The sequence below is a fragment of the Paraburkholderia sp. D15 genome (genome assembly GCF_029910215.1).
Lineage (GTDB): Bacteria > Pseudomonadota > Gammaproteobacteria > Burkholderiales > Burkholderiaceae > Paraburkholderia.
This window is the reverse complement of record NZ_CP110395.1, coordinates 4048181-4068544: the sequence shown is the minus strand read 5'-3', so window position 1 is coordinate 4068544 and position 20364 is coordinate 4048181. Positions and strand designations below refer to the sequence as shown.

At 64.3% G+C, this 20364-nt stretch carries 26 protein-coding genes; 25 read left to right on the top strand and 1 reads right to left on the bottom strand.

Annotated elements, in window-relative coordinates; all coding sequences use genetic code 11:
* Positions 1-79: 79 nt before the first annotated feature.
* The 25 genes from LFL96_RS17730 to tatC all read left to right on the top strand — a co-directional run bounded on the left by LFL96_RS17730 (position 80) and on the right by tatC (position 18947).
* Positions 80-901, top strand: coding sequence for an ABC transporter ATP-binding protein (locus LFL96_RS17730; RefSeq protein WP_280996509.1), 822 nt, complete (start codon positions 80-82; stop codon positions 899-901).
* Positions 898-1665 (top strand): lipid asymmetry maintenance ABC transporter permease subunit MlaE, encoded by a 768-nt coding sequence (gene mlaE / locus LFL96_RS17725; RefSeq protein WP_280996508.1) that lies wholly within the window; start codon positions 898-900, stop codon positions 1663-1665. Before LFL96_RS17730 ends, mlaE begins: the two co-directional genes overlap by 4 nt.
* Positions 1666-1753: 88 nt before the next feature.
* Positions 1754-2320, top strand: coding sequence for an outer membrane lipid asymmetry maintenance protein MlaD (gene mlaD, locus LFL96_RS17720; protein ID WP_280996507.1), 567 nt, complete (start codon positions 1754-1756; stop codon positions 2318-2320).
* Positions 2321-2332: 12 nt separating this feature from the next.
* Positions 2333-3406 carry a VacJ family lipoprotein gene (locus LFL96_RS17715; protein ID WP_280996506.1) on the top strand — a complete coding sequence of 358 codons (1074 nt, stop codon included), beginning with the start codon at positions 2333-2335 and terminating at the stop codon, positions 3404-3406.
* Positions 3407-3520: 114 nt separating this feature from the next.
* Positions 3521-4153, top strand: a complete 633-nt coding sequence (locus tag LFL96_RS17710) for an ABC transporter substrate-binding protein (protein ID WP_280996505.1) — start codon at positions 3521-3523, stop codon at positions 4151-4153.
* On the top strand, positions 4150-4443 hold the full coding sequence (locus tag LFL96_RS17705) for an STAS domain-containing protein (RefSeq protein WP_280996504.1): 294 nt from the start codon (positions 4150-4152) through the stop codon (positions 4441-4443). The genes LFL96_RS17710 and LFL96_RS17705 overlap by 4 nt, the downstream gene beginning before the upstream one ends.
* Positions 4444-4601: 158 nt before the next feature.
* Positions 4602-5534, top strand: coding sequence for an ABC transporter ATP-binding protein (locus tag LFL96_RS17700; RefSeq protein WP_280996503.1), 933 nt, complete (start codon positions 4602-4604; stop codon positions 5532-5534).
* The gene (locus LFL96_RS17695) at positions 5531-6286 is read left to right on the top strand and encodes an ABC transporter permease (RefSeq protein WP_280996502.1); all 756 of its coding nucleotides are present in this window, start codon (positions 5531-5533) and stop codon (positions 6284-6286) included. The genes LFL96_RS17700 and LFL96_RS17695 overlap by 4 nt, the downstream gene beginning before the upstream one ends.
* 15 nt (positions 6287-6301) lie before the next feature.
* The gene (locus tag LFL96_RS17690; protein ID WP_007180203.1) at positions 6302-6541 is read left to right on the top strand and encodes a BolA family protein; all 240 of its coding nucleotides are present in this window, start codon (positions 6302-6304) and stop codon (positions 6539-6541) included.
* Positions 6542-6653: 112 nt separating this feature from the next.
* On the top strand, positions 6654-7916 hold the full coding sequence (gene murA, locus LFL96_RS17685) for a UDP-N-acetylglucosamine 1-carboxyvinyltransferase (RefSeq protein ID WP_280996501.1): 1263 nt from the start codon (positions 6654-6656) through the stop codon (positions 7914-7916).
* Entirely contained in the window at positions 7913-8608 is a 696-nt protein-coding gene (hisG, locus tag LFL96_RS17680) for an ATP phosphoribosyltransferase (RefSeq protein ID WP_280996500.1), read from the top strand. Before murA ends, hisG begins: the two co-directional genes overlap by 4 nt.
* Positions 8609-8662: 54 nt before the next feature.
* A complete protein-coding gene (hisD, locus tag LFL96_RS17675; RefSeq protein ID WP_280996498.1) occupies positions 8663-9994 on the top strand; it encodes a histidinol dehydrogenase in 1332 nt (443 codons plus the stop codon).
* A 175-nt stretch (positions 9995-10169) separates the two neighbouring features.
* Positions 10170-11240, top strand: coding sequence for a histidinol-phosphate transaminase (hisC, locus tag LFL96_RS17670; RefSeq protein ID WP_280996497.1), 1071 nt, complete (start codon positions 10170-10172; stop codon positions 11238-11240).
* 140 nt (positions 11241-11380) lie between these two features.
* A complete protein-coding gene (gene hisB, locus LFL96_RS17665; RefSeq protein ID WP_280996496.1) occupies positions 11381-11968 on the top strand; it encodes an imidazoleglycerol-phosphate dehydratase HisB in 588 nt (195 codons plus the stop codon).
* A gap of 80 nt (positions 11969-12048) precedes the next feature.
* The gene (locus LFL96_RS17660; protein WP_280996495.1) at positions 12049-12669 is read left to right on the top strand and encodes a MarC family protein; all 621 of its coding nucleotides are present in this window, start codon (positions 12049-12051) and stop codon (positions 12667-12669) included.
* Complete coding sequence (gene hisH, locus LFL96_RS17655) at positions 12666-13307, top strand: imidazole glycerol phosphate synthase subunit HisH (RefSeq protein ID WP_280996494.1); 642 nt, start codon at positions 12666-12668, stop codon at positions 13305-13307. The genes LFL96_RS17660 and hisH overlap by 4 nt, the downstream gene beginning before the upstream one ends.
* A gap of 214 nt (positions 13308-13521) precedes the next feature.
* Positions 13522-14274: a 1-(5-phosphoribosyl)-5-[(5-phosphoribosylamino)methylideneamino]imidazole-4-carboxamide isomerase gene (gene hisA / locus LFL96_RS17650; protein ID WP_280996493.1), complete on the top strand. Its 753-nt coding sequence runs from the start codon at positions 13522-13524 to the stop codon at positions 14272-14274.
* A 295-nt stretch (positions 14275-14569) separates the two neighbouring features.
* The gene (gene hisF / locus LFL96_RS17645; RefSeq protein ID WP_280996492.1) at positions 14570-15343 is read left to right on the top strand and encodes an imidazole glycerol phosphate synthase subunit HisF; all 774 of its coding nucleotides are present in this window, start codon (positions 14570-14572) and stop codon (positions 15341-15343) included.
* Position 15344: 1 nt separating this feature from the next.
* On the top strand, positions 15345-15755 hold the full coding sequence (gene hisI, locus LFL96_RS17640; protein ID WP_280996491.1) for a phosphoribosyl-AMP cyclohydrolase: 411 nt from the start codon (positions 15345-15347) through the stop codon (positions 15753-15755).
* Positions 15752-16144 carry a phosphoribosyl-ATP diphosphatase gene (locus tag LFL96_RS17635; protein WP_280996490.1) on the top strand — a complete coding sequence of 131 codons (393 nt, stop codon included), beginning with the start codon at positions 15752-15754 and terminating at the stop codon, positions 16142-16144. The genes hisI and LFL96_RS17635 overlap by 4 nt, the downstream gene beginning before the upstream one ends.
* A gap of 92 nt (positions 16145-16236) precedes the next feature.
* Complete coding sequence (locus LFL96_RS17630) at positions 16237-16632, top strand: hypothetical protein (RefSeq protein WP_280996489.1); 396 nt, start codon at positions 16237-16239, stop codon at positions 16630-16632.
* An 84-nt stretch (positions 16633-16716) separates the two neighbouring features.
* Positions 16717-17082 carry a histidine triad nucleotide-binding protein gene (locus LFL96_RS17625; RefSeq protein WP_280996488.1) on the top strand — a complete coding sequence of 122 codons (366 nt, stop codon included), beginning with the start codon at positions 16717-16719 and terminating at the stop codon, positions 17080-17082.
* Between the two features lie 253 nt (positions 17083-17335).
* Positions 17336-17575: a Sec-independent protein translocase subunit TatA gene (gene tatA / locus LFL96_RS17620; protein WP_280996487.1), complete on the top strand. Its 240-nt coding sequence runs from the start codon at positions 17336-17338 to the stop codon at positions 17573-17575.
* 39 nt (positions 17576-17614) lie between these two features.
* The gene (gene tatB, locus LFL96_RS17615) at positions 17615-18133 is read left to right on the top strand and encodes a Sec-independent protein translocase protein TatB (RefSeq protein WP_280996486.1); all 519 of its coding nucleotides are present in this window, start codon (positions 17615-17617) and stop codon (positions 18131-18133) included.
* A gap of 34 nt (positions 18134-18167) precedes the next feature.
* Complete coding sequence (gene tatC / locus LFL96_RS17610) at positions 18168-18947, top strand: twin-arginine translocase subunit TatC (RefSeq protein WP_280996485.1); 780 nt, start codon at positions 18168-18170, stop codon at positions 18945-18947.
* Between the two features lie 185 nt (positions 18948-19132).
* Here tatC and LFL96_RS17605 read toward each other — a convergent pair whose 3' ends face one another.
* Positions 19133-20362: a Do family serine endopeptidase gene (locus LFL96_RS17605; protein ID WP_280996484.1), complete on the bottom strand. Its 1230-nt coding sequence runs from the start codon at positions 20360-20362 to the stop codon at positions 19133-19135.
* Between the last annotated feature and the right edge of the window lie 2 nt (positions 20363-20364).

Here is a 20364-nt window from a genome sequence, read left to right as displayed (position 1 = left end):
AATAGCCTGGGGTGCGTGACGGCAACTTTTGCACGATGGCCCTATAATTCGCCTTCCGTGTAAAAGGACTGTCAGTTTCGTGTCTTCCTCCCCCGAGACCTTACTCGAGCTGCGCGACGTCGACTTCGGTTATGGCGACCGGCTCGTCCTGTCGAACCTGAACCTGCGCTTCAAGCGCGGCCAGGTGGTCGCGGTCATGGGCGGCTCGGGGTGCGGCAAGACCACGGTGCTGCGTTTGATCGGTGGTCTGGTGCGCGCGCAGCGCGGCCAGATCCTGTTCCAGGACCAGGACGTCGGCCAGCAGACGCGTGACGGCCTGTACGCGCTGCGCCGCAAGATGGGCATGCTGTTCCAGTTCGGCGCGCTGTTCACCGACATGTCGGTGTTCGAAAACGTCGCCTTCGCGCTGCGCGAGCACACCGACCTCCCCGAAGAACTGATCCGCGACCTCGTGCTGATGAAGCTCAACGCGGTCGGCCTGCGCGGCGCGCGCGACCTGCTGCCGTCCGAGATTTCCGGCGGCATGGCGCGGCGGGTGGCGCTGGCGCGCGCCATCGCGCTCGACCCCGAGCTGATGATGTACGACGAGCCGTTCGCCGGCCTCGATCCGATCTCGCTCGGCATTACCGCGAACCTGATCCGCGCGCTGAACCAGGCGCTCGGCGCCACGTCGATTCTCGTGACGCACGACGTGCCGGAATCGTTCGCGATCGCCGACTACGTCTATTTCCTCGCCAACGGCGGCGTCCATGCCGAAGGCACGCCCGCCGAGCTGCGGGCCTCGACCGATCCGACGGTGCGGCAGTTCATCGACGGCGCGCCGGACGGTCCGTTCAAATTCCATTACCCCAGCAAGACGCCGCTCGCGGCGGACTTCGGCATCGGCGGAGGTCAGTCATGATCAGTGCGATCGGTCGCTCGGTGATCGGCGGGCTGGGCACGGCCGGCTACGCCACGCGCTTCTTCCTGCGCCTCGTGCTCGAATTCTTCCCGTTGCTGCGCCGGCCGCGTCTTGTCACGAAGCAGATCCACTTCGTCGGTAATTATTCGTTGGTGATCATTGCCGTGTCTGGGCTGTTCGTCGGCTTCGTGCTCGGCTTGCAGGGCTATTACACGCTGAACCGCTACGGCTCCGAGCAGGCGCTCGGGCTGCTGGTCGCGCTGTCGCTGGTGCGCGAACTCGGGCCGGTGGTCACCGCGCTGCTGTTCGCCGGCCGCGCGGGCACGTCGCTGACGGCCGAAATCGGCCTGATGAAGGCGGGCGAGCAACTCACCGCGATGGAAATGATGGCGGTCGACCCGGTCAAGGTCGTGGTGGCGCCGCGCCTGTGGGCCGGCATCATCGCGATGCCGGTGCTTGCGGCCATTTTCAGCGCGGTGGGCATTTTCGGCGGCTACGTGGTCGGCGTGCTGCTGATCGGCGTCGATGCCGGCGCGTTCTGGTCGCAGATGCAAGGCGGCGTGGATGCCTGGCGCGATGTCGGCGCGGGCGTCATCAAGAGCGTGGTGTTCGGTCTCGCGGTGACTTTCGTCGCGCTGTTTCAGGGCTACGAAGCCAAGCCGACGCCCGAGGGCGTGTCGCGCGCCACGACCAAGACGGTGGTGTACGCGTCGCTTGCGGTGCTCGGCCTCGATTTTCTGCTGACCGCATTGATGTTCAGCTAAGACTGCGCGGTACGTGCCCCGGGCGGCGCGCGGATTCCCGCGCACGGCGGGCGCGGCAACGGCGCGGCGGATTCACTTTGGGATGACGATGAAAAAGACTGCTCTCGACTTCTGGGTCGGCCTGTTCGTGGTGTTGGGATTTGTGGCGTTGCTGTTTCTCGCGCTGAAGGCCGGCAACATGAGCTCGTTGTCGTTTCAGGCAACGTACCCGGTCAAGCTCAAGTTCGACAATATCGGCGGACTGAAGCCGCGCGCGCCGGTGAAGAGCGCGGGCGTGACGGTCGGCCGGGTCGCGTCGATCGGCTTCGACAGCAATGCGTATCAAGCCGTCGTGACGATCGACATCGACAAGCAATATCCGTTTCCGAAAGACACGTCGGCGAAGATCCTGACGTCGGGCCTGCTCGGCGAGCAGTACATCGGGCTCGAACCCGGCGGCGACAGCGAAATGCTCAAGGCCGGCGACACGATCACGATGACGCAATCGGCGATCGTGCTCGAAAACCTGATCGGACAGTTTCTGTACAGCAAGGCCGCGGATTCGGGCGCGTCCAAGCCGGGCGCGTCGTCGCCGGCTGCCGGCACGCCCGCGCCCGCGCCGGTTCCGGCCGCTCCCGCAGCGAGCCAGCCTGCGTCCGGCGCCGCCGGTCAATAAGGAGAACAAGAAATGCAGACCTCACAATCCGGGGGCGCGCGTGCGTTCCAGGCCGGCAAGCTGGCCGTGGCCGCCATGCTGCTCGCCGGCTGCACCACCGTGCAGACGCCCACCAAGGGCGATCCGCTCGAAGGCCTGAACCGCACCATCTTCACGGTCAACGACAAGCTCGACCAGTACGCGCTGAAGCCGGTCGCCAAGGGCTATGTGTTCATCACGCCGCAGCCGGTGCGCGATAGCGTGACGAACTTCTTCTCGAACATCGGCGACGTCTACATCGCGGCGAACAATCTGCTGCAGTTGAAGATCACCGACGGCGTCGAGGACATCATGCGGATCGTGATCAACACGGTCTTCGGCGTGGGCGGTCTGTTCGACGTGGCGACGCTCGCGAAACTGCCCAAGCACGACAACGACCTCGGCCTGACGCTCGGTCACTACGGCGTGCCGGCGGGTCCGTACCTCGTGCTGCCGCTGTTCGGGCCGAGCACCGTGCGCGACGCGGTCGGTTCGATCGGCAACTACTATGTGAATCCGCTCAGCTACATCCATCCGGATGGTCTGAGCTGGGCGCTGTACGGCCTGAACGTGGTCAACACGCGTGCGAACCTGCTGAACGCGAGCGACGTGCTGGAAGGCGCCGCGCTCGACAAGTATTCGTTCGTGCGCAACGCTTACCTGCAGCGTCGTCAGTATTTGCTGTCGGACGGCAGGCAGTCGGCGGATCTGCCGAACTACGGCGACGAAGCGCCGCTGCCGAAGTATGACGACGTCGACGGCGCGGCCGCGCCGGCAGGCGCCGCGACCGGTGCCGCGGGAACGGCAGGCACGCAGGCTGCTGCCGCGAAGGCGGCGGGCGCATCCGGCACACCGGCGGCTACCGCACCGCAGGCCGCTTCGGCGGCCGGCGCGGGCGTGGCGGGAACCACTGGCACGGCGAACAATGCCGCCGCGCCGGAGGCCGCGTCCGGCTCAGCCGAATCGCCGCCGCTGGACCTGAACGGCGGCCCGGAAACGACGCAGATTCCGGCCGGCCAGCTGGTTCCGCCGCAGCGTTTCAACTTCCCGTCGTTCAAACTGCGCTGATCGTGCGGCCGTAACAGTTCGACACGACTCTCGCAGTTTGCGCGTGGATTGCCGCTGAACTCGCGTGTTAATGTCGGTTCAAACGGTTGCACTATTTATAAGGCAAGGCTCGATATGAAAAAATTCTTCCTGATTCCGTTGTTCGCTGCGCTGTTCTCGTTCGCCAGCGCCGGTGCATCGGCGCAAACGGTGGACACCAATTCGCCGGACGGCATGATCAAGACGGTGACGCAGCAAGTGATCGACGCGGTGCGTGCCGACAAGTCGATCCAGCAAGGCGACATCTCCCACATCACCAAACTGGTCAACGAAAAGATCCTGCCGTACACGGATTTCCGCCGCACCACGCAACTGGCGATGGGCCGCAACTGGCGCGCCGCCACGCCCGACCAGCAGGCGCAGATCGTCGATCAGTTCAAGATGCTGCTGATCCGTACGTACTCGGGCGCGCTCGCCCAGGTGCGCGACCAGCAGATCCAGTACAAGCCGTTCCGTATGAATCCGGACGACACCGACACCGTGGTCCGCTCGGTCGTGATGAACAACGGCTCGCCGATCGAACTCGACTACCGTCTTTACAAGACGGCGCAAGGCTGGCGCGTCTATGACATCAACGTGCTCGGCGCGTGGCTGATCCAGGCGTATCAGCAGCAGTTCAACGAGCAGATTCAACAGAAGGGCGTGGACGGTCTGATCCAGTTCCTCACGCAACGCAACCAGCAACTCGCCGCGGGCAAGCAGTCGTGAGCGAAGTGCTGAACCCCGTCGCCAACCGCTTCGACAGCGGCGCGACCCTGACCCATGCGAGCGCGAAGGCTGCGCTCGCGGCGGGTTTGCAACGCATCGCGGCCGGCGCGGCCGGCGTGGATTGCGCGCCGCTCGCGCAATTCGACTCGTCGGCGCTGGCCGTGCTGCTCGCGTGGCAACGCGCCGCGCAGGCGCGCGGCGTTGCCTTCGAGATCGTGAATCTGCCGGCTGGTCTCGCCAGTCTCGCGCAAGCCTACGGCGTCGATACGCTGATATCGTCGCGACATTGACGCTCCGAGCGTCGCGGCCCATCCCCCGGGCCGCCATGGGGCCACCGATTTTTGCCCTATAATCAAACGTTTTTTGGGGTAGCCAACGCACCCCAATTTCGTCCCTCCCAGCAGTTTGCGCCCCCAATCAGGCGCCGCGGCGCACGCGGCCCACAGTCATGTCAGCCATAGAAATTCGTAACGTCAAGAAGCGCTATAAGGACTTGCAAGCGCTCAAGGGCGTCAGCCTCACGGTGGAAGAAGGCGAGTTCTTCGGACTGCTCGGTCCGAACGGCGCGGGCAAAACGACGCTGATCAGCATTCTCGCCGGCCTCGCGCGCGCCGATGAAGGCAGCATCGCGGTGCGCGGCCACGACGTCGTCGGCGATTTTCGCGCTGCGCGCCGAGCGCTCGGCGTGGTGCCGCAGGAACTCGTGTTCGATCCGTTCTTCACCGTCCGCGAAACCTTGCGCATCCAGTCCGGCTACTACGGTCTGCGCAACAACGACGCGTGGATCGACGAGATCATGGCCAATCTCGACCTCACCGAGAAAGCCGACACCAACATGCGCGCGCTGTCGGGCGGCATGAAGCGCCGTGTGCTGGTCGCGCAGGCGCTGGTGCACCGGCCGCCGGTGATCGTGCTCGACGAGCCGACCGCCGGCGTCGACGTCGAATTGCGCCAGACGCTGTGGAAATTCATCTCCCGTCTGAACCGCGAAGGGCACACCATCGTGCTCACCACGCACTATCTGGAGGAAGCCGAGTCGCTGTGCGACCGCATCGCGATGCTGCGTCGCGGCGAGGTGGTTGCGCTCGATCGCACCAGCACGCTGCTGCAACGTTTCGCCGGCATGCAGTTGTTCGTGCGCTTCGCGCAAGGTGTGCTGCCGGCCGAGCTGCGCGCGCTGGAAGCGGAGAGCGGCGCGGGCAACGGCAATGGCCGCCAGCACCTGCTGCGGCTCGCCAGCTACGACGACGTCGAGCGGATTCTCGCGCAGTGCCGCGCGGCGGGCTGTACGTTTGAGGAAATCGAGGTCCGCAAGGCCGACCTCGAAGATGTGTTCGTTCAGGTGATGAACGGTCCGGAAGTGATCGAGGGGCTGGCATGAGCGGTTTCCGCACGCTGTTTTACAAGGAGCTGCTGCGCTTCTGGAAGGTGTCGTTCCAGACGGTGCTGGCGCCGGTCATCACCGCGCTGCTCTATCTGACGATTTTCGGCCACGCGTTGCGCGGTCATGTGCAGGTCTATCCCGGTGTCGAATACACGAGTTTTCTGATTCCGGGTCTCGTGATGATGAGCGTGTTGCAGAATGCGTTCGCGAACAGTTCGTCGTCGCTGATCCAGTCGAAGATCACCGGCAACCTGGTGTTCGTGCTGCTGCCGCCGCTGTCGCACTACGAAATGTTCGGCGCGTACGTGCTGGCCGCCGTGGCGCGCGGACTCGCGGTCGGCTTCGGCGTTTTCATCGTGACGATCTGGTTCGTGCCGGTCAGCTTCGCCGCGCCGCTCTACATCGTCGTGTTCGCGATGTTCGGCGCCGCGCTGCTCGGCACGCTCGGGCTGATCGCCGGTATCTGGGCCGAGAAGTTCGACCAGCTGGCGGCGTTCCAGAACTTTCTGATCATGCCGCTCACGTTCCTGTCGGGCGTGTTCTATTCGACGCACACGCTGCCGCCGGTGTGGCGCGAAGTGTCGCGGCTGAATCCCTTTTTCTACATGATCGACGGCTTTCGCTACGGTTTCTTCGGGATGTCGGATATCAATCCGCTCGTGAGCCTCGCGATCGTCGCCGGTTTCTTCGTGGTGCTGGCCGTGGTGGCGATGCGCATGCTCGCTTCCGGCTACAAACTGCGCCACTGATCAGGAGCTTCTCTCATGTTGCCGACTCCCGAACAGGTCAAGCAATACATCGCGGCTGGGCTCGCCTGCCAGCATCTCGAAGTCGAAGGCGACGGCCAGCATTTCTTTGCGACCATCGTCTCGCCGAGTTTCGAAGGCAAGCGTCCGATCCAGCGCCATCAACTCGTGTACGCGGCGCTCGGCGACCGCATGCGCGAGGAAATCCACGCGCTCAGCATGAAGACGCTGACGCCCGCCGAATGGCAGAACGCGTAAATCTGGAAATTTAGTGCGAATTACTCAAGATGGGCGCGACGCCGGCAGCGGCGCGCCGAACACAGTCAAGACAGGCCCGGCCGATGTCCGGGGCAATCAGGAACTGACAGGCATGGATAAACTCGTCATCGAAGGTGGCTTCCCGCTGTCGGGCGAAGTCGTCGTCTCCGGCGCGAAGAACGCGGCGCTGCCGATTCTGTGCGCGAGTCTGCTCAGCGCGGAGCCGGTGCAGCTGGACAACGTGCCCGACCTGCAGGACGTCAGCACCATGCTCAAGCTGCTCGGCCAGATGGGCGTGCGGATCGAAAGCGAGCAAGGGCGCGTGTCGCTGGACGCGTCGAAGGTCGACAACCTCGTCGCGCCGTACGAGATGGTGAAGACCATGCGCGCGTCGATTCTCGTGCTCGGTCCGCTGGTGGCGCGCTTCGGCCACGCCCGCGTGTCGCTGCCGGGCGGCTGCGCGATCGGCGCGCGTCCGGTGGATCAGCACATCAAGGGGCTGCAGGCCATGGGCGCCGAGATCACGATCGAACACGGCTTCATCGAAGCGCGCGCGAAGCGTCTGAAGGGCGCGCGCATCGTCACCGACATGATCACCGTGACCGGCACCGAAAACCTGCTGATGGCGGCGGTGCTGGCCGAAGGCGAGACGGTCATCGAGAATGCGGCGCGTGAGCCGGAAGTCGGCGACCTCGCGAATCTGCTGGTCGCGATGGGCGCGAAGATCGAGGGCATCGGCACCGATCGTCTGGTGATCCAGGGCGTCGAGAAGCTGCATGGCGCGAGCCATACGGTGATTCCGGACCGGATCGAAGCCGGCACGTTCCTGTGCGCGGTGGCCGCGGCCGGTGGCGACGTCACGCTGCGCAAGGTGCGTCCGCTGATTCTGGAAGCCGTAACCGAAAAGCTGCGCGAAGCGGGCGTCACGATCGACGAGGGCGACGACTGGATGCGCGTGCGCATGGACAAGCGCCCGAGCGCGGTCACGTTCCGCACGTCCGAATACCCGGCGTTCCCGACCGACATGCAGGCGCAGTTCATGGCGCTGAACACGATCGCCGACGGCACGTCGCAAGTGGTCGAGACGATCTTCGAGAACCGCTTCATGCACGTGCAGGAGCTGAACCGCCTCGGCGCGAGCATCACGATCGACGGCAATACCGCGCTCGTGACCGGCGTCGACAAGCTCTCCGGTGCGAAAGTGATGGCTACCGATCTGCGCGCGTCCGCGAGTCTCGTGATCGCCGCGTTGCGCGCCGAGGGCGAAACCCTGATCGACCGCATCTATCACCTCGACCGGGGTTACGACCGGATGGAAACCAAACTCACCGCAATTGGCGCGAAGGTGCGCCGCGTGTCCGGGAGCCAGGTATGAGCGCGATGCCGCAAACGTCGTCGTCGCCGGCGGTGAGCGCGCCGCTCACGCTGGCGCTGTCGAAAGGGCGTATCTTCGAAGAGACGCTGCCGCTGCTCGCCGCGGCCGGCATCGAAGTGGCCGAAGACCCGGAAACCTCGCGCAAGCTGATTTTGCCGACCACCGACGCGAACCTGCGCGTGATCATCGTGCGCGCAACGGATGTGCCGACCTACGTCGAATACGGCGCGGCCGACTTCGGCGTGGCGGGCAAAGACGTGCTGCTCGAACACGGCGGCGGCGGGCTCTATCAGCCGGTCGACCTGGATATCGCGCGCTGCCGCATGTCGGTGGCGGTCGCGGCGGGTTTCGACTACGCGAGCGCGGTGCGTCAAGGCGCACGTCTGCGCGTGGCGACCAAGTACACGGAAACCGCGCGCGAGCATTTTGCCGCGAAGGGTGTGCACGTCGACCTGATCAAGCTGTACGGTTCGATGGAACTGGCGCCGCTGGTGGGCCTCGCCGATGCGATCGTCGACCTGGTCAGCTCGGGCAATACGCTGCGCGCCAACAATCTTGTCGAGGTGGAGGAAATCATGCAGATTTCGTCGCGCCTCGTGGTGAACCAGGCGGCGCTGAAGCTCAAGCGCGCGGCGCTGCGGCCGATTCTCGACGCGTTCGAACGCGCGACGAAAGCCGGCGCGGCGGCCTGATCGCCGAACGTTTGACCCCGCTATAAAGCGCGCCTTACCGAAACGGATACCTGTATGTCTATCAAGATTCGCAAACTCGATTCCACGGCTCCCGGCTTCCAGAAGTCGCTGCATGCGGTGCTCGCGTTCGAGGCGAGCGAAGACGAAGCCATCGAGCGCTCGGTCGCGCAGATTCTGAACGACGTGAAGGCGCGCGGCGACGCGGCGGTGCTCGAGTACACGAACCGCTTCGACCGGGTCGACGCGAAGAGCGTCGAGGCGCTCGAATTGCCGATGTCGGAACTCGAAGCCGCGCTCGAAGGGCTGGAGCCGAAGCGCCGCGCGGCGCTCGAAGCGGCCGCGGCGCGCGTGCGCGGCTACCACGAGAAGCAGAAGATCGAGTGCGGCAGCCATAGCTGGCAATACACGGAGGCCGACGGCACGGTGCTCGGCCAGAAGGTCACGCCGCTGGATCGCGCGGGCATCTACGTGCCGGGCGGCAAGGCGGCGTATCCGTCGTCGGTGCTGATGAACGCGATTCCGGCGCGCGTCGCCGGCGTGCGCGAAATCGTGATGGTCGTGCCGACGCCGGACGGTGTGAAGAACCCGCTGGTGCTCGCGGCGGCCTTGCTGGGCGGCGTCGATCGCGTGTTCACGATCGGCGGCGCGCAGGCGGTCGGCGCATTGGCGTACGGCACCGAAACCGTGCCCGCCGTCGACAAGATCTGTGGTCCGGGCAACGCGTACGTCGCATCGGCGAAGCGCCGCGTGTTCGGCACGGTCGGCATCGACATGATCGCGGGCCCGTCGGAAATTCTCGTGCTGTGCGACGGCACCACCGACCCGCGCTGGGTCGCGATGGACCTGTTCTCGCAAGCCGAGCACGACGAACTCGCGCAATCCATTCTGCTGTGCCCGGACGACGCGTTCATTGGGCGCGTGCAGGACGCGATCAATGAACTGCTGCCGTCCATGCCGCGCCGCGACGTGATTCAGGCGTCGCTCGAAGGGCGCGGCGCGCTGATCAAGGTGCGCGACATGGCCGAAGCCTGCGCGATCGCCAACGACATCGCGCCGGAACACCTGGAAATTTCGGCGCTGGAGCCGCATCAGTGGGGTCAACTGATCCGCCACGCGGGCGCGATCTTCCTCGGCCGCTACACGAGCGAAAGTCTCGGCGACTACTGCGCGGGTCCGAATCACGTGCTGCCGACCTCGCGTACCGCGCGGTTCTCGTCGCCGCTTGGCGTCTACGATTTCTTCAAGCGCTCGAGCGTGATCGAGGTCAGCGCGGAAGGGGCGCAGACGCTCGGCGAGATCGCCGCCGAACTCGCGTACGGCGAAGGTCTGCAAGCGCATGCCCGCAGCGCCGAGTACCGGATGCGGCACGGCGGCGAACGCGGCTGAGCGCGACTGAATCTGACGGGGCGCTTGCCGCATTTTCCGCGCCTTCAGCGCGCTCCGTTTTGCACTACCCGAGCAGTACCCATAACAAAGACACCCACCGGCCCGAGGCAGTCCGCATACCGCGAACGCCCGGCCGGCTTCCTTCTCGCGACCGGGCTACGCAGCCCACAGATCCATGACGACACCTCAAGACATCATCCGCCGTGACGTGCTCGCAATGACGAGCTATCCGGTGCCGGACGCCACGGGCTACATCAAGCTCGACGCGATGGAAAACCCGTTCCCGCTGCCGCCGGAACTGGCCGCGCAACTGGGCGAGCATCTGGCGAGCGTCGCGCTGAACCGCTATCCGGCGCCGCGTCCGGAGGCGCTGATCGAGAAGATCAAGCGTGTGATGGGTGTGCCGGCCGGTTGCGACGTGCTGCTCGGCAACGGCTCGGACGAAATCATCAGCATGGTGTCGATCGCCTGCGCGCAACCGGGTGCGAAAGTACTCGCGCCGATGCCGGGCTTCGTCATGTATCAGATGTCGGCGAAGCTGGTGAATCTGGAATTCGTCGGCGTGCCGCTGAAGCCCGACTTCACGCTCGACACCGAAGCCATGCTCGCGGCGATCGCCGAGCATCAGCCCGCCATCGTCTATCTGGCATACCCGAACAACCCGACCGGCACGATGTTCGACAATGCCGACATGGAGCGCATCATCGCCGCGGCCAATAAGAGCCTTGTGGTGATCGACGAGGCTTACCAGCCGTTCGCGCAGCAAAGCTGGCTGCCGCGCGCCGACGCGTTCGACAACGTCGTCGTGATGCGCACGGTGTCCAAGCTCGGTCTGGCCGGTATCCGTCTCGGGTATCTGGTCGGCAAGCCGGCGTGGCTGAGCGAATTCGACAAAGTGCGGCCGCCGTACAACACCAACGTGCTGACCCAGGCCGCCGCCGATTTCCTGCTCGATCACGTCGAGGTACTCGACGCCCAAGCTGCGCTGCTGCGCGAGGAACGCGCGAAACTGGCGCGGGCCGTGGCCGAACTGCCGGGCGCCGAAGTGTTCCCGAGCGCCGGCAACTTCCTGCTGGTGCGCGTGCCGGATGCGGCGCTGGTGTTCGATACACTGCTTACGGCGCGGGTTTTGATCAAAAACGTGAGTAAAATGCACCCATCGCTGGCCAATTGCGTGCGTTTGACCGTCGGTTCGGCGGAAGAAAACGCACAGATGCTCGCCGCGCTGAAACTCGTTTTGCATTGACCCAAGACTGAAACGCCGCGCTGGCCGTTCTGATCGTCCGTAAAGCTCAACGAGACGTAACGAGACAAAGCGGCATGCGCGGCCTGCCGCTTTTCCTTTCCACCTACCCATCGCTTTCTAGCTCGATTCGAGGAATTACCATGCGCCTTGCGGAAGTCGTTCGCAATACCAGCGAAACGCAGATCCGTGTGAAGATCAATCTGGACGGCACCGGTCAGCAAAAGCTGGCCACCGGTGTGCCGTTTCTGGACCACATGCTCGACCAGATCGCGCGGCATGGATTGTTCGACCTCGACATCGAAGCGCATGGCGACCTGCATATCGACGACCACCACACGGTCGAAGATGTCGGCATCACGCTGGGCCAGGCCGTCGCGAAGGCGATCGGCGACCGCAAGGGCATCGTCCGTTACGGTCATTCCTACGTGCCGCTCGACGAAGCGCTGTCGCGCGTGGTGATCGACTTTTCCGGCCGTCCGGGCCTCGAATTCCATGTGCCGTTCACGCGTGCGCGCATCGGTACGTTCGACGTCGATCTGTCGATCGAATTTTTCCGCGGCTTCGTGAATCACGCCGGCGTCACGCTGCATATCGACAATCTGCGCGGCCTGAACGCCCATCATCAGATGGAAACGGTGTTCAAGGCGTTCGGACGTGCGCTGCGCATGGCGACCGAAATGGACCCGCGCGCGGCGGGGCAGATCCCGTCGACCAAGGGCAGTCTGTGAGCGCCCTGGCGGCGTGCTGATCAACCGGCTTTATCACTGAACCGGAAGCAGCGCCCGCCGGCGCTCGCGGCCCGAGTGCCATGGACATTCTGAAGTCGTTTATCTCGCTGCTGGCGCTGATCAACCCGGTCGGCGCCATTCCGTTCTTCATGAGCCTGACGGCGAATCAGAGCGACGGCGAGCGGCGCCGGACCATCCGGATCGCGGCGATTTCGGTGTTTTGCGTGATCGCGGTGACGACGCTGCTCGGGCAGCAGATCATCAGCTTCTTCGGCATTTCGGTCGGCTCGCTCGAAGTGGGCGGCGGCATCATCATGCTGTTGATGGCGATCAACATGCTGAACGCGCAGATCGGCAACAGCCGCTCGACGCCGGAAGAGCGCCACGAAGCCGAGCAGAAGGACAACATCGCGGTCGTGCCGCTGGCGATCCCGTTGCTGACCGGCCCGGGCGCGATCAGCACCACGATCATTTACGCGGCCGGTTCCGCGCACTGGTACGACCGCTTGAGTCTCATCGCGATCGGCGCGGTACTGGCGGCGATCTGCTTTTTTTCGCTGCGGCTTGCCGAACCGATTGCCCGCTGGGTCGGTCGCACCGGTATCAACATCGGCACGCGGCTCATGGGTTTGATGTTGTCGGCGCTGGCGGTGGAATTCATCGTCGACGGATTGAAGGCCTTGCTGCCTAACTTGAAATGAAAACTTCGATAGCGATTGTGGATTACGGAATGGGCAACCTGCGCTCGGTGGCCCAGGCATTGCGCAAGGCCGCGCCGGAAGCGGATGTGGCGATCGTCGACCAGCCGGAAGCGATCCGCGCGGCCGACCGCGTCGTGCTGCCCGGCCAGGGTGCGATGCCCGACTGCATGCGCTGCCTCGGCGAGTCCGGCTTGCAGGAAGCGGTCATCGAGGCGTCGCGCAACAAGCCGCTGATGGGCGTGTGCGTCGGCGAGCAGATGCTGTTCGACTGGAGCGCGGAGGGCGGCACGCCCGGCCTCGGCCTGTTGCCGGGCAAGGTGCTGCGCTTCGACCTGGCCGGCCAGGTGCAGGACGACGGCTCGCGCTTCAAGGTGCCGCAGATGGGCTGGAACCGCGTGCGTCAGGCGCAGCCGCATCCGCTGTGGGACGGCGTGGCCGACAACGCGTTCTTCTATTTCGTGCACAGCTATTACGTGGCGCCGGAGAATGCCGCGCACACGTCGGGCGAAACGGTGTACGGTGTGCCCTTTACCTCGGCGGTCGCGCGGGATAACATCTTCGCGACCCAATTCCACCCGGAAAAGAGCGCCGAAGCGGGGCTGCGCGTGTATCGCAACTTCGTGCACTGGAACCCGTGAGCGCCTTCTATCATCCTGCCGCCGTGCGCCGTTTCGTCACAAGCGAAGCGGGCGCCGCGCGCCTCGACCGCAATACTCAAGGCCGGCTGCCGAACGGCACCCGGCAAGAGCGTCGAAAAAGTTGTACTAAACTAGCGAAACGGCGCTCCGGCGGGCTGGCTCACCAGTCGTCGTCGCCGACCATCAACCCATTCCCAGACAACACCCGATTGCTATGCTGCTGATTCCCGCCATCGACCTGAAAGACGGTCAGTGTGTACGCCTGAAACAAGGCGATATGGACCAGGCGACGATTTTCTCCGAGGAACCGGCGGCGATGGCCCGACATTGGGTCGACCGCGGCGCCCGGCGTCTGCACCTCGTCGACCTGAATGGCGCGTTCGCCGGCAAGCCAAAGAACGAAGACGCGATTCGCGCGATCATCGAAGAAGTGGGCGGCGAGATTCCCGTGCAACTGGGCGGCGGCATTCGCGATCTGAACACGATCGAGCGTTATCTGGACGACGGCCTGTCGTACGTGATCATCGGCACGGCCGCGGTGAAGAATCCGGGCTTTCTGCAGGACGCCTGCACGGCGTTCGGCGGCCATATCATCGTCGGCCTCGACGCGAAGGACGGCAAGGTTGCCACCGACGGCTGGAGCAAGCTGACCGGCCACGAAGTCGCCGATCTGGCGCGCAAGTTCGAGGACTACGGCTGCGAATCGATCATCTATACCGACATCGGCCGCGACGGCATGCTTCAGGGCATCAACATCGAAGCGACGGTGCGCCTCGCGCGCGCGGTGAAGATTCCGGTGATCGCGAGCGGCGGTCTGTCGAATCTGACGGATATCGAATCGTTGTGCGAAGTCGAGGACGAAGGCATCGAAGGCGTGATCTGCGGGCGGGCCATTTACTCGGGCGATCTCGACTTCACGGCGGCCCAGACGCTCGCGGACCGGCTGCGCGAATCGGACGACGCCTGAAGCCGGTGTAGCAGGGCGGGGATGGACGTTTGGCTTGTGGCTTATGGCCTTGTCTGCGCCGGTTCGAGCTTGGCGCCCTTGGCGGCTTAGCGTTTTTGACGTTGGCTTCGGCGCCTCGGGTTCGTCTTCACGGCGAGCGTCAATGATCATCGTGCCGCGCTCCTGTCCCGCACTGCGCGATGCCCCGTCCACGCGTCATTCACTGTAGGCGGCGCACCGCAAGCGGCCGCGCCGGCCCCGCGCCGCTCGTCCACGCGAGCGGCCTCATCAGCGGTATTGGCAGAATTGCAAGATCATGGCTCTAGCTAAACGCATCATCCCCTGTCTCGACGTGACCGCCGGACGCGTGGTCAAGGGCGTCAACTTCGTCGAACTGCGCGACGCCGGCGATCCCGTCGAAATTGCGCGCCGCTACGACGATCAAGGCGCCGACGAGCTGACCTTCCTCGATATCACCGCAACCTCCGACCAGCGCGACCTGATCCTGCCGATCATCGAGGCGGTCGCCTCGCAGGTGTTCATTCCGCTGACCGTCGGCGGCGGCGTGCGCGCCGTCGAGGACGTGCGGCGCCTGCTGAACGCGGGCGCGGACAAGATCAGCATGAATTCGTCGGCGGTGGCGAATCCGCAGCTCGTGAAGGACGCGACCGACAAATACGGCTCGCAGTGCATCGTCGTCGCGATCGACGCCAAGCGCGTATCCGCCGACGGCGAGCCGCCGCGCTGGGAAGTCTTCACGCACGGCGGCCGCAAGGCGACGGGCCTCGAAGCGGTCGAATGGGCGCGCAAGATGGCCGAACTCGGTGCGGGCGAAATCCTGCTGACCAGCATGGACCGCGACGGCACCAAGAGCGGCTTCGACCTCGCGCTCACGCGCGCGGTGTCCGACGCGGTGCCGGTTCCCGTGATCGCCTCCGGCGGCGTGGGCAACCTGCAGCATCTGGCCGACGGCATCAGGCAGGGCCACGCGGACGCGGTACTGGCCGCCAGCATCTTCCACTACGGCGAGCACACGGTCGGCGAAGCCAAGCGCTTCATGGCGGACCAGGGCATTTCGGTGAGGCTATAACGTGACGAATCCAACGGCCGTGACCTGGCTCGACAAGGTCAAGTGGGATGCGAACGGCCTCGTGCCGGTCATCGCGCAGGAAGCGTCGACGAACGACGTGCTGATGTTCGCGTGGATGAACCGCGAGGCACTCGCCAAGACGATCGAAACCCGCCGCGCGGTGTATTTCTCGCGCTCGCGCCAGCGCCTGTGGTTCAAGGGCGAAGAGTCCGGCCACGTGCAGCATGTGCATGAAGTGCGGCTCGACTGCGACGAAGACGTCGTGCTGCTGAAAGTGGAGCAGGTGTCGGGCATTGCCTGCCACACCGGGCGCCACTCGTGCTTTTTCCAGAAATTCGAAGGCTCGGTGGATGACGGCGACTGGGTTGCCGTCGATCCCGTGCTGAAAGACCCCGAACACATCTACAAATGACGCAAGCCACGCCCACCACCGCTGCCGCTCCGTCCACCACCGACACGCTGATGCGCCTCGCGGCGATCATCGACAGCCGCAAGGGCGGCGACCCGGACGTCTCGTACGTATCGCGCCTGTTCCACAAGGGCGACGACGCGGTGCTCAAGAAGATCGGCGAAGAAGCCACCGAAGTCGTGCTCGCCGCCAAAGACGCGCGCCATGGCGGCGCGCCGAAGGAACTGGTCGGCGAAGTCGCGGATCTGTGGTTCCATTGCCTCGTCATGTTGTCGCACTTCGATCTGAGCCCGGCGGATGTGCTGGCCGAACTCGAACGCCGTGAAGGGATGTCGGGCATCGAGGAAAAGGCGCTGCGCAAGAGCCGCGACCGCGAGCAGAATGGCGACTGAATGTCGCGGGTTGGTCTCGCCTTGAAAACGGCGGGCGGCGGCGCCAACATGAGACTGGATAAATTCGATCGCATCCTCGGGAGGGCGCCGCCATGGAACAGCCGCACGACAGTTATTCGACACCGGTCTATCGCAACGCGATCGAGCCGGAACGCGAGCGCAGCCTGCGTACGCTCACCCACATTCTGTATGGGCTGTACGCGGTGTTCTGGCTCACCGGCGGCTTGACGTTCCTGATCGCGATCATCATCAACTACGTGAAGCGGCCCGATGTGGTCGGCACGCCGTACGAAGCTCATTTCGAATGGCAGATCCGTTCGTTCTGGATGTGCCTGATCGGTTATGCGATCGGCGGGGTGCTGCTGTTCGTGCTGATCGGCATTCCGGTTCTGTGGGCCGTCAGTATCTGGATGTTGTACCGTATTATTAAAGGCTGGCTGTATCTGTACGATAACAAGCCGCTCGCGAATCCGCGCGGCTGGGTCTGAGCGTCGTCCGATCATGGGTCGGACTGGAATCGGAGCCCCGCCGCATCGCGCATCGCACTTCAGTCACACTGCGTCAGGAATACGATGAGTCACGACCCGAACTGCCTTTTCTGCAAGATCGCCGCCGGCGAAATCCCGTCGACCAAAGTTCACGAAGACGAAGAGTTTCTGGCCTTCCGCGACATCCGTCCGGCCGCCGAAACGCATGTGCTCGTCATCCCGCGCAAGCATATTCCCACCCTGTCGAATTGCACCGAAAGCGACGCACCGCTGCTTGGTAGAATGCTTGTTTTGGTGGCGCGTCTGGCCGAACAGTTGGGCGTGGCGTACACCGGTGGCGAAACGGGTTTTCGCACGGTCATTAATACCGGGCCGGGCGGCGGGCAGGAGGTATATCACCTGCACGCGCATATTCTCGCCGGGCCGCGTCCGTGGCAGCGCATGGGCTGATGCAGCCGGTGCGTTTGCGGGCCGTTGTTCGGGCTGCACAGGCGCACTGAAGCATCGGCGATTTTTACAGCGCTGTAATAACGGCGACGCGGTGGGCCGGTCACAATAGCTGCCGCAGGTTTTTATCGCGTGGCGCGTTGCATCGGAACGGCACGCGGTAACGTATCGATGAAGCGTCAACGCTTCGAGTCACGCCGCAAGGCGCAAGTGTTTTGCCGTCCGCTGGGCGGCGTCGGGGTTAAGGAGAGTAGTCATGGGTTCGTTGAGCATTTGGCATTGGCTGATCGTGTTGCTGATCGTGGCGCTCGTGTTCGGCACGAAAAAGCTGCGCAACATCGGCACCGATCTGGGCGGCGCGGTGAAGGGCTTCAAAGAGGGCATGAAGGAAGCCGAAACGCCCGCGGGCGACGCGCAACAGCGCGAACTGCCGCGTAACGGCGCCGTGGACGTGGAAGCGAAGGAAAAGGCCCCGCGTTCGAACGATTACCGCTAAGCCGCGGCCCACCCGCGTTACTGACGGACATTCCACTTCATGCTGGACCTCGGTCTAACCAAGATGGCGCTGATCGGCGTCGTCGCGCTGGTCGTCCTCGGGCCTGAGCGCCTGCCTCGCGTCGCTCGTACAGCCGGCGCGTTGTTCGGCCGCGCGCAGCGGTATATCAACGACGTGAAGGCCGAGGTCACGCGCGAAATCGAACTCGACGAATTGCGTCGCATGAAAACCGAGTTCGAGGCGGCGGCCAGCAATGTCGAAACCGCCGTGCAGGACAATCTGCGTAAGCACGAAACCGAACTGAACGACGCGTGGAACAGCGGCACGTCGGTGTCGCCTAGCATTGCCGGCGGCGCGCTCGAAGACGTCGGCGCGACATCGTGGCCGAGCAGCACGCCGGCCACCGGCGCGAAGCGCAAGAACTGGCGCGTCAAGCAATCGGCCATGCCCACCTGGTACAAGCGCGCCACCGTGCGCCGCACGCGCGTGCAGTCGGGCGCGGCGCGCGTCGCGCGCCATACGCCGGCCACCTTGCGTCGTCCGACGCGGTTCTTCTGATGATCAGAACGACAATCTCTAACCGAGGGCCGGCGTGAGCGACCCCCAGCAAACCCAGGACGAAGGCACTGAAGAGACCTTCATTTCCCACCTCGTTGAATTGCGCGACCGCATCATTCGCGCCGGCATCGCCGTCATCGTGGTGTTCGTCGGGCTGGTCTACTGGGCGCCGGACATTTTCCGGCTGCTGGCGCGGCCGCTGATGCAGAACTTGCCGAAGGACGGCAAGATGATCGTCACCGACGTGACCGGCTCGTTCTTCGTGCCGATGAAAGTGACCATGATGGTCGCGTTCGTGATCGCGCTGCCCATCGTGCTGTATCAGATCTGGGCGTTCATCGCGCCGGGCCTCTACCAGCACGAGAAGAAGCTGGTCGGGCCGCTGGTGGGCAGCAGCTATACGCTGTTCCTGTGCGGGATGGCGTTCGCGTACTTCGTGGTGTTTCCGACGATCTTCCGCGTGATGGCGCACTACAACGCGCCGCTCGGCGCGGAGATGACCACCGACATCGATAATTACCTGAGCTTCGTGCTCACCATGTTCCTCGCGTTCGGCGTGACGTTCGAGGTGCCGATCGTTGTCGTGCTGCTGGTGCGCATGAATGTGCTGACGCTCAAGAAGCTCAAGGAAATTCGTCCGTACGTGGTGGTCGGTGCGTTCGTGATTTCGGCTGTCGTGACGCCGCCGGACGTGTTCTCTCAGCTCATTCTGGCGATTCCGCTGATCGTGCTGTACGAGGCGGGGATCATCGCGGCGCGGCTGATCGTCGGTAAGCAGCCGGCGGTGGTCGAGGATGCGAGCGCGCCGGAATAAAGAATAAAGATTGGAAGCTTCAGCAAGCAAAAAGGGCAGTCCGGGAAAACCGGACTGCCCTTTTTGCTTATGTCCGGCGTGCGCAAAAATTCGCTGGGAAAGATAAAGGGTGGTGCGAGTGAAACGCGTTGAGGCTGCCTGCGGCGGATCGTCGCAGGATTTACCCCAGCCTGCGTCACTTCACATCAACCGCCGTCGTCGTCCGGCTGATCGCTACCGCCGTTGTCGTTATCCTCGGCGGGTTGCTTGGGCGGCGGCGGGCGCTTGCCGATCATCACGTCCAGATCCATCTCGCGGCTCTTGCGCACCAGATGCACCTTCGCGGCCGTGCCCGGCTTGATCTGCGCGATCACGTTCAGCAGGCGCGTGGTGTCGGTGATTTCCTGGCCGTTCACGCTCAACAGAATGTCGCCAGGCTTGATGCCGGCCCGGTCCGCGGGACCGTTCTTCAGCACGCCCGCGACGATCGCCCCCGACTTCTGTTCGAGCCCGAACGACTCGGCGATTTCCGGCGTCACGTCCTGCGGCTCGACGCCGATCCAGCCGCGCGTCACCGAACCCGTGGTGATGATGCTTTCCAGCACGCTGCGCGCCGTCGACACCGGAATCGCGAAACCGATACCGAGCGAGCCACCCGAGCGCGAATAGATCGCCGTGTTGATGCCGAGCAGATTGCCGTTCACGTCGACGAGCGCGCCGCCGGAATTGCCAGGGTTGATCGCCGCGTCGGTCTGAATGAAGTTCTCGAAGGTATTGATGCCGAGGTGATTGCGCCCGAGCGCGCTGACGATGCCCATGGTCACCGTCTGCCCGACGCCGAACGGATTGCCGATCGCCAGCACCACGTCGCCGACGCGTGTCTGGTCCATGCGGCCGAGCGTGATGGTGGGCAGATTGGTCATGTTGACCTTCAGCACCGCCAGATCCGTTTCGGGATCGATGCCGATCACCTTGGCGTTGGTGGTGCGGCCGTCGGCCAGGGCGATTTCGATCTGGTCCGCGCCGTCCACGACGTGCTGGTTCGTTAGAATGTAACCTTCCGAACTCACTATCACACCCGAGCCCAGATTGGATGCGGGCTCCTGCTGCTGCTTGCGGTTGTTCTTGTCGCCGAAGAAGTAGCGGAACAGCGGATCTTTCGCGCGCGGGTCGGGCGGCAGTGAGCCATCCTTGCTGGAGAACACGTTGACGACCGCGGGCATGGCCTTCTGGGCGGCGTCCGCGTAAGACGCCTGAGCGGGACCGCTGCCGATGCCAGGCGCCACTTCCCGGAGAGCGACGATCGGTTCGGCGAGTTGCTTGCCGAACTGCCCTTGACGCTGGAGCCACTGCGGTTTCAGGGTCGCAATGATGAACATCAGCGCCAACAGCACAGTCACCGCTTGGGCAAAGAACAGCCAAAAGCGTCTAAGCATCT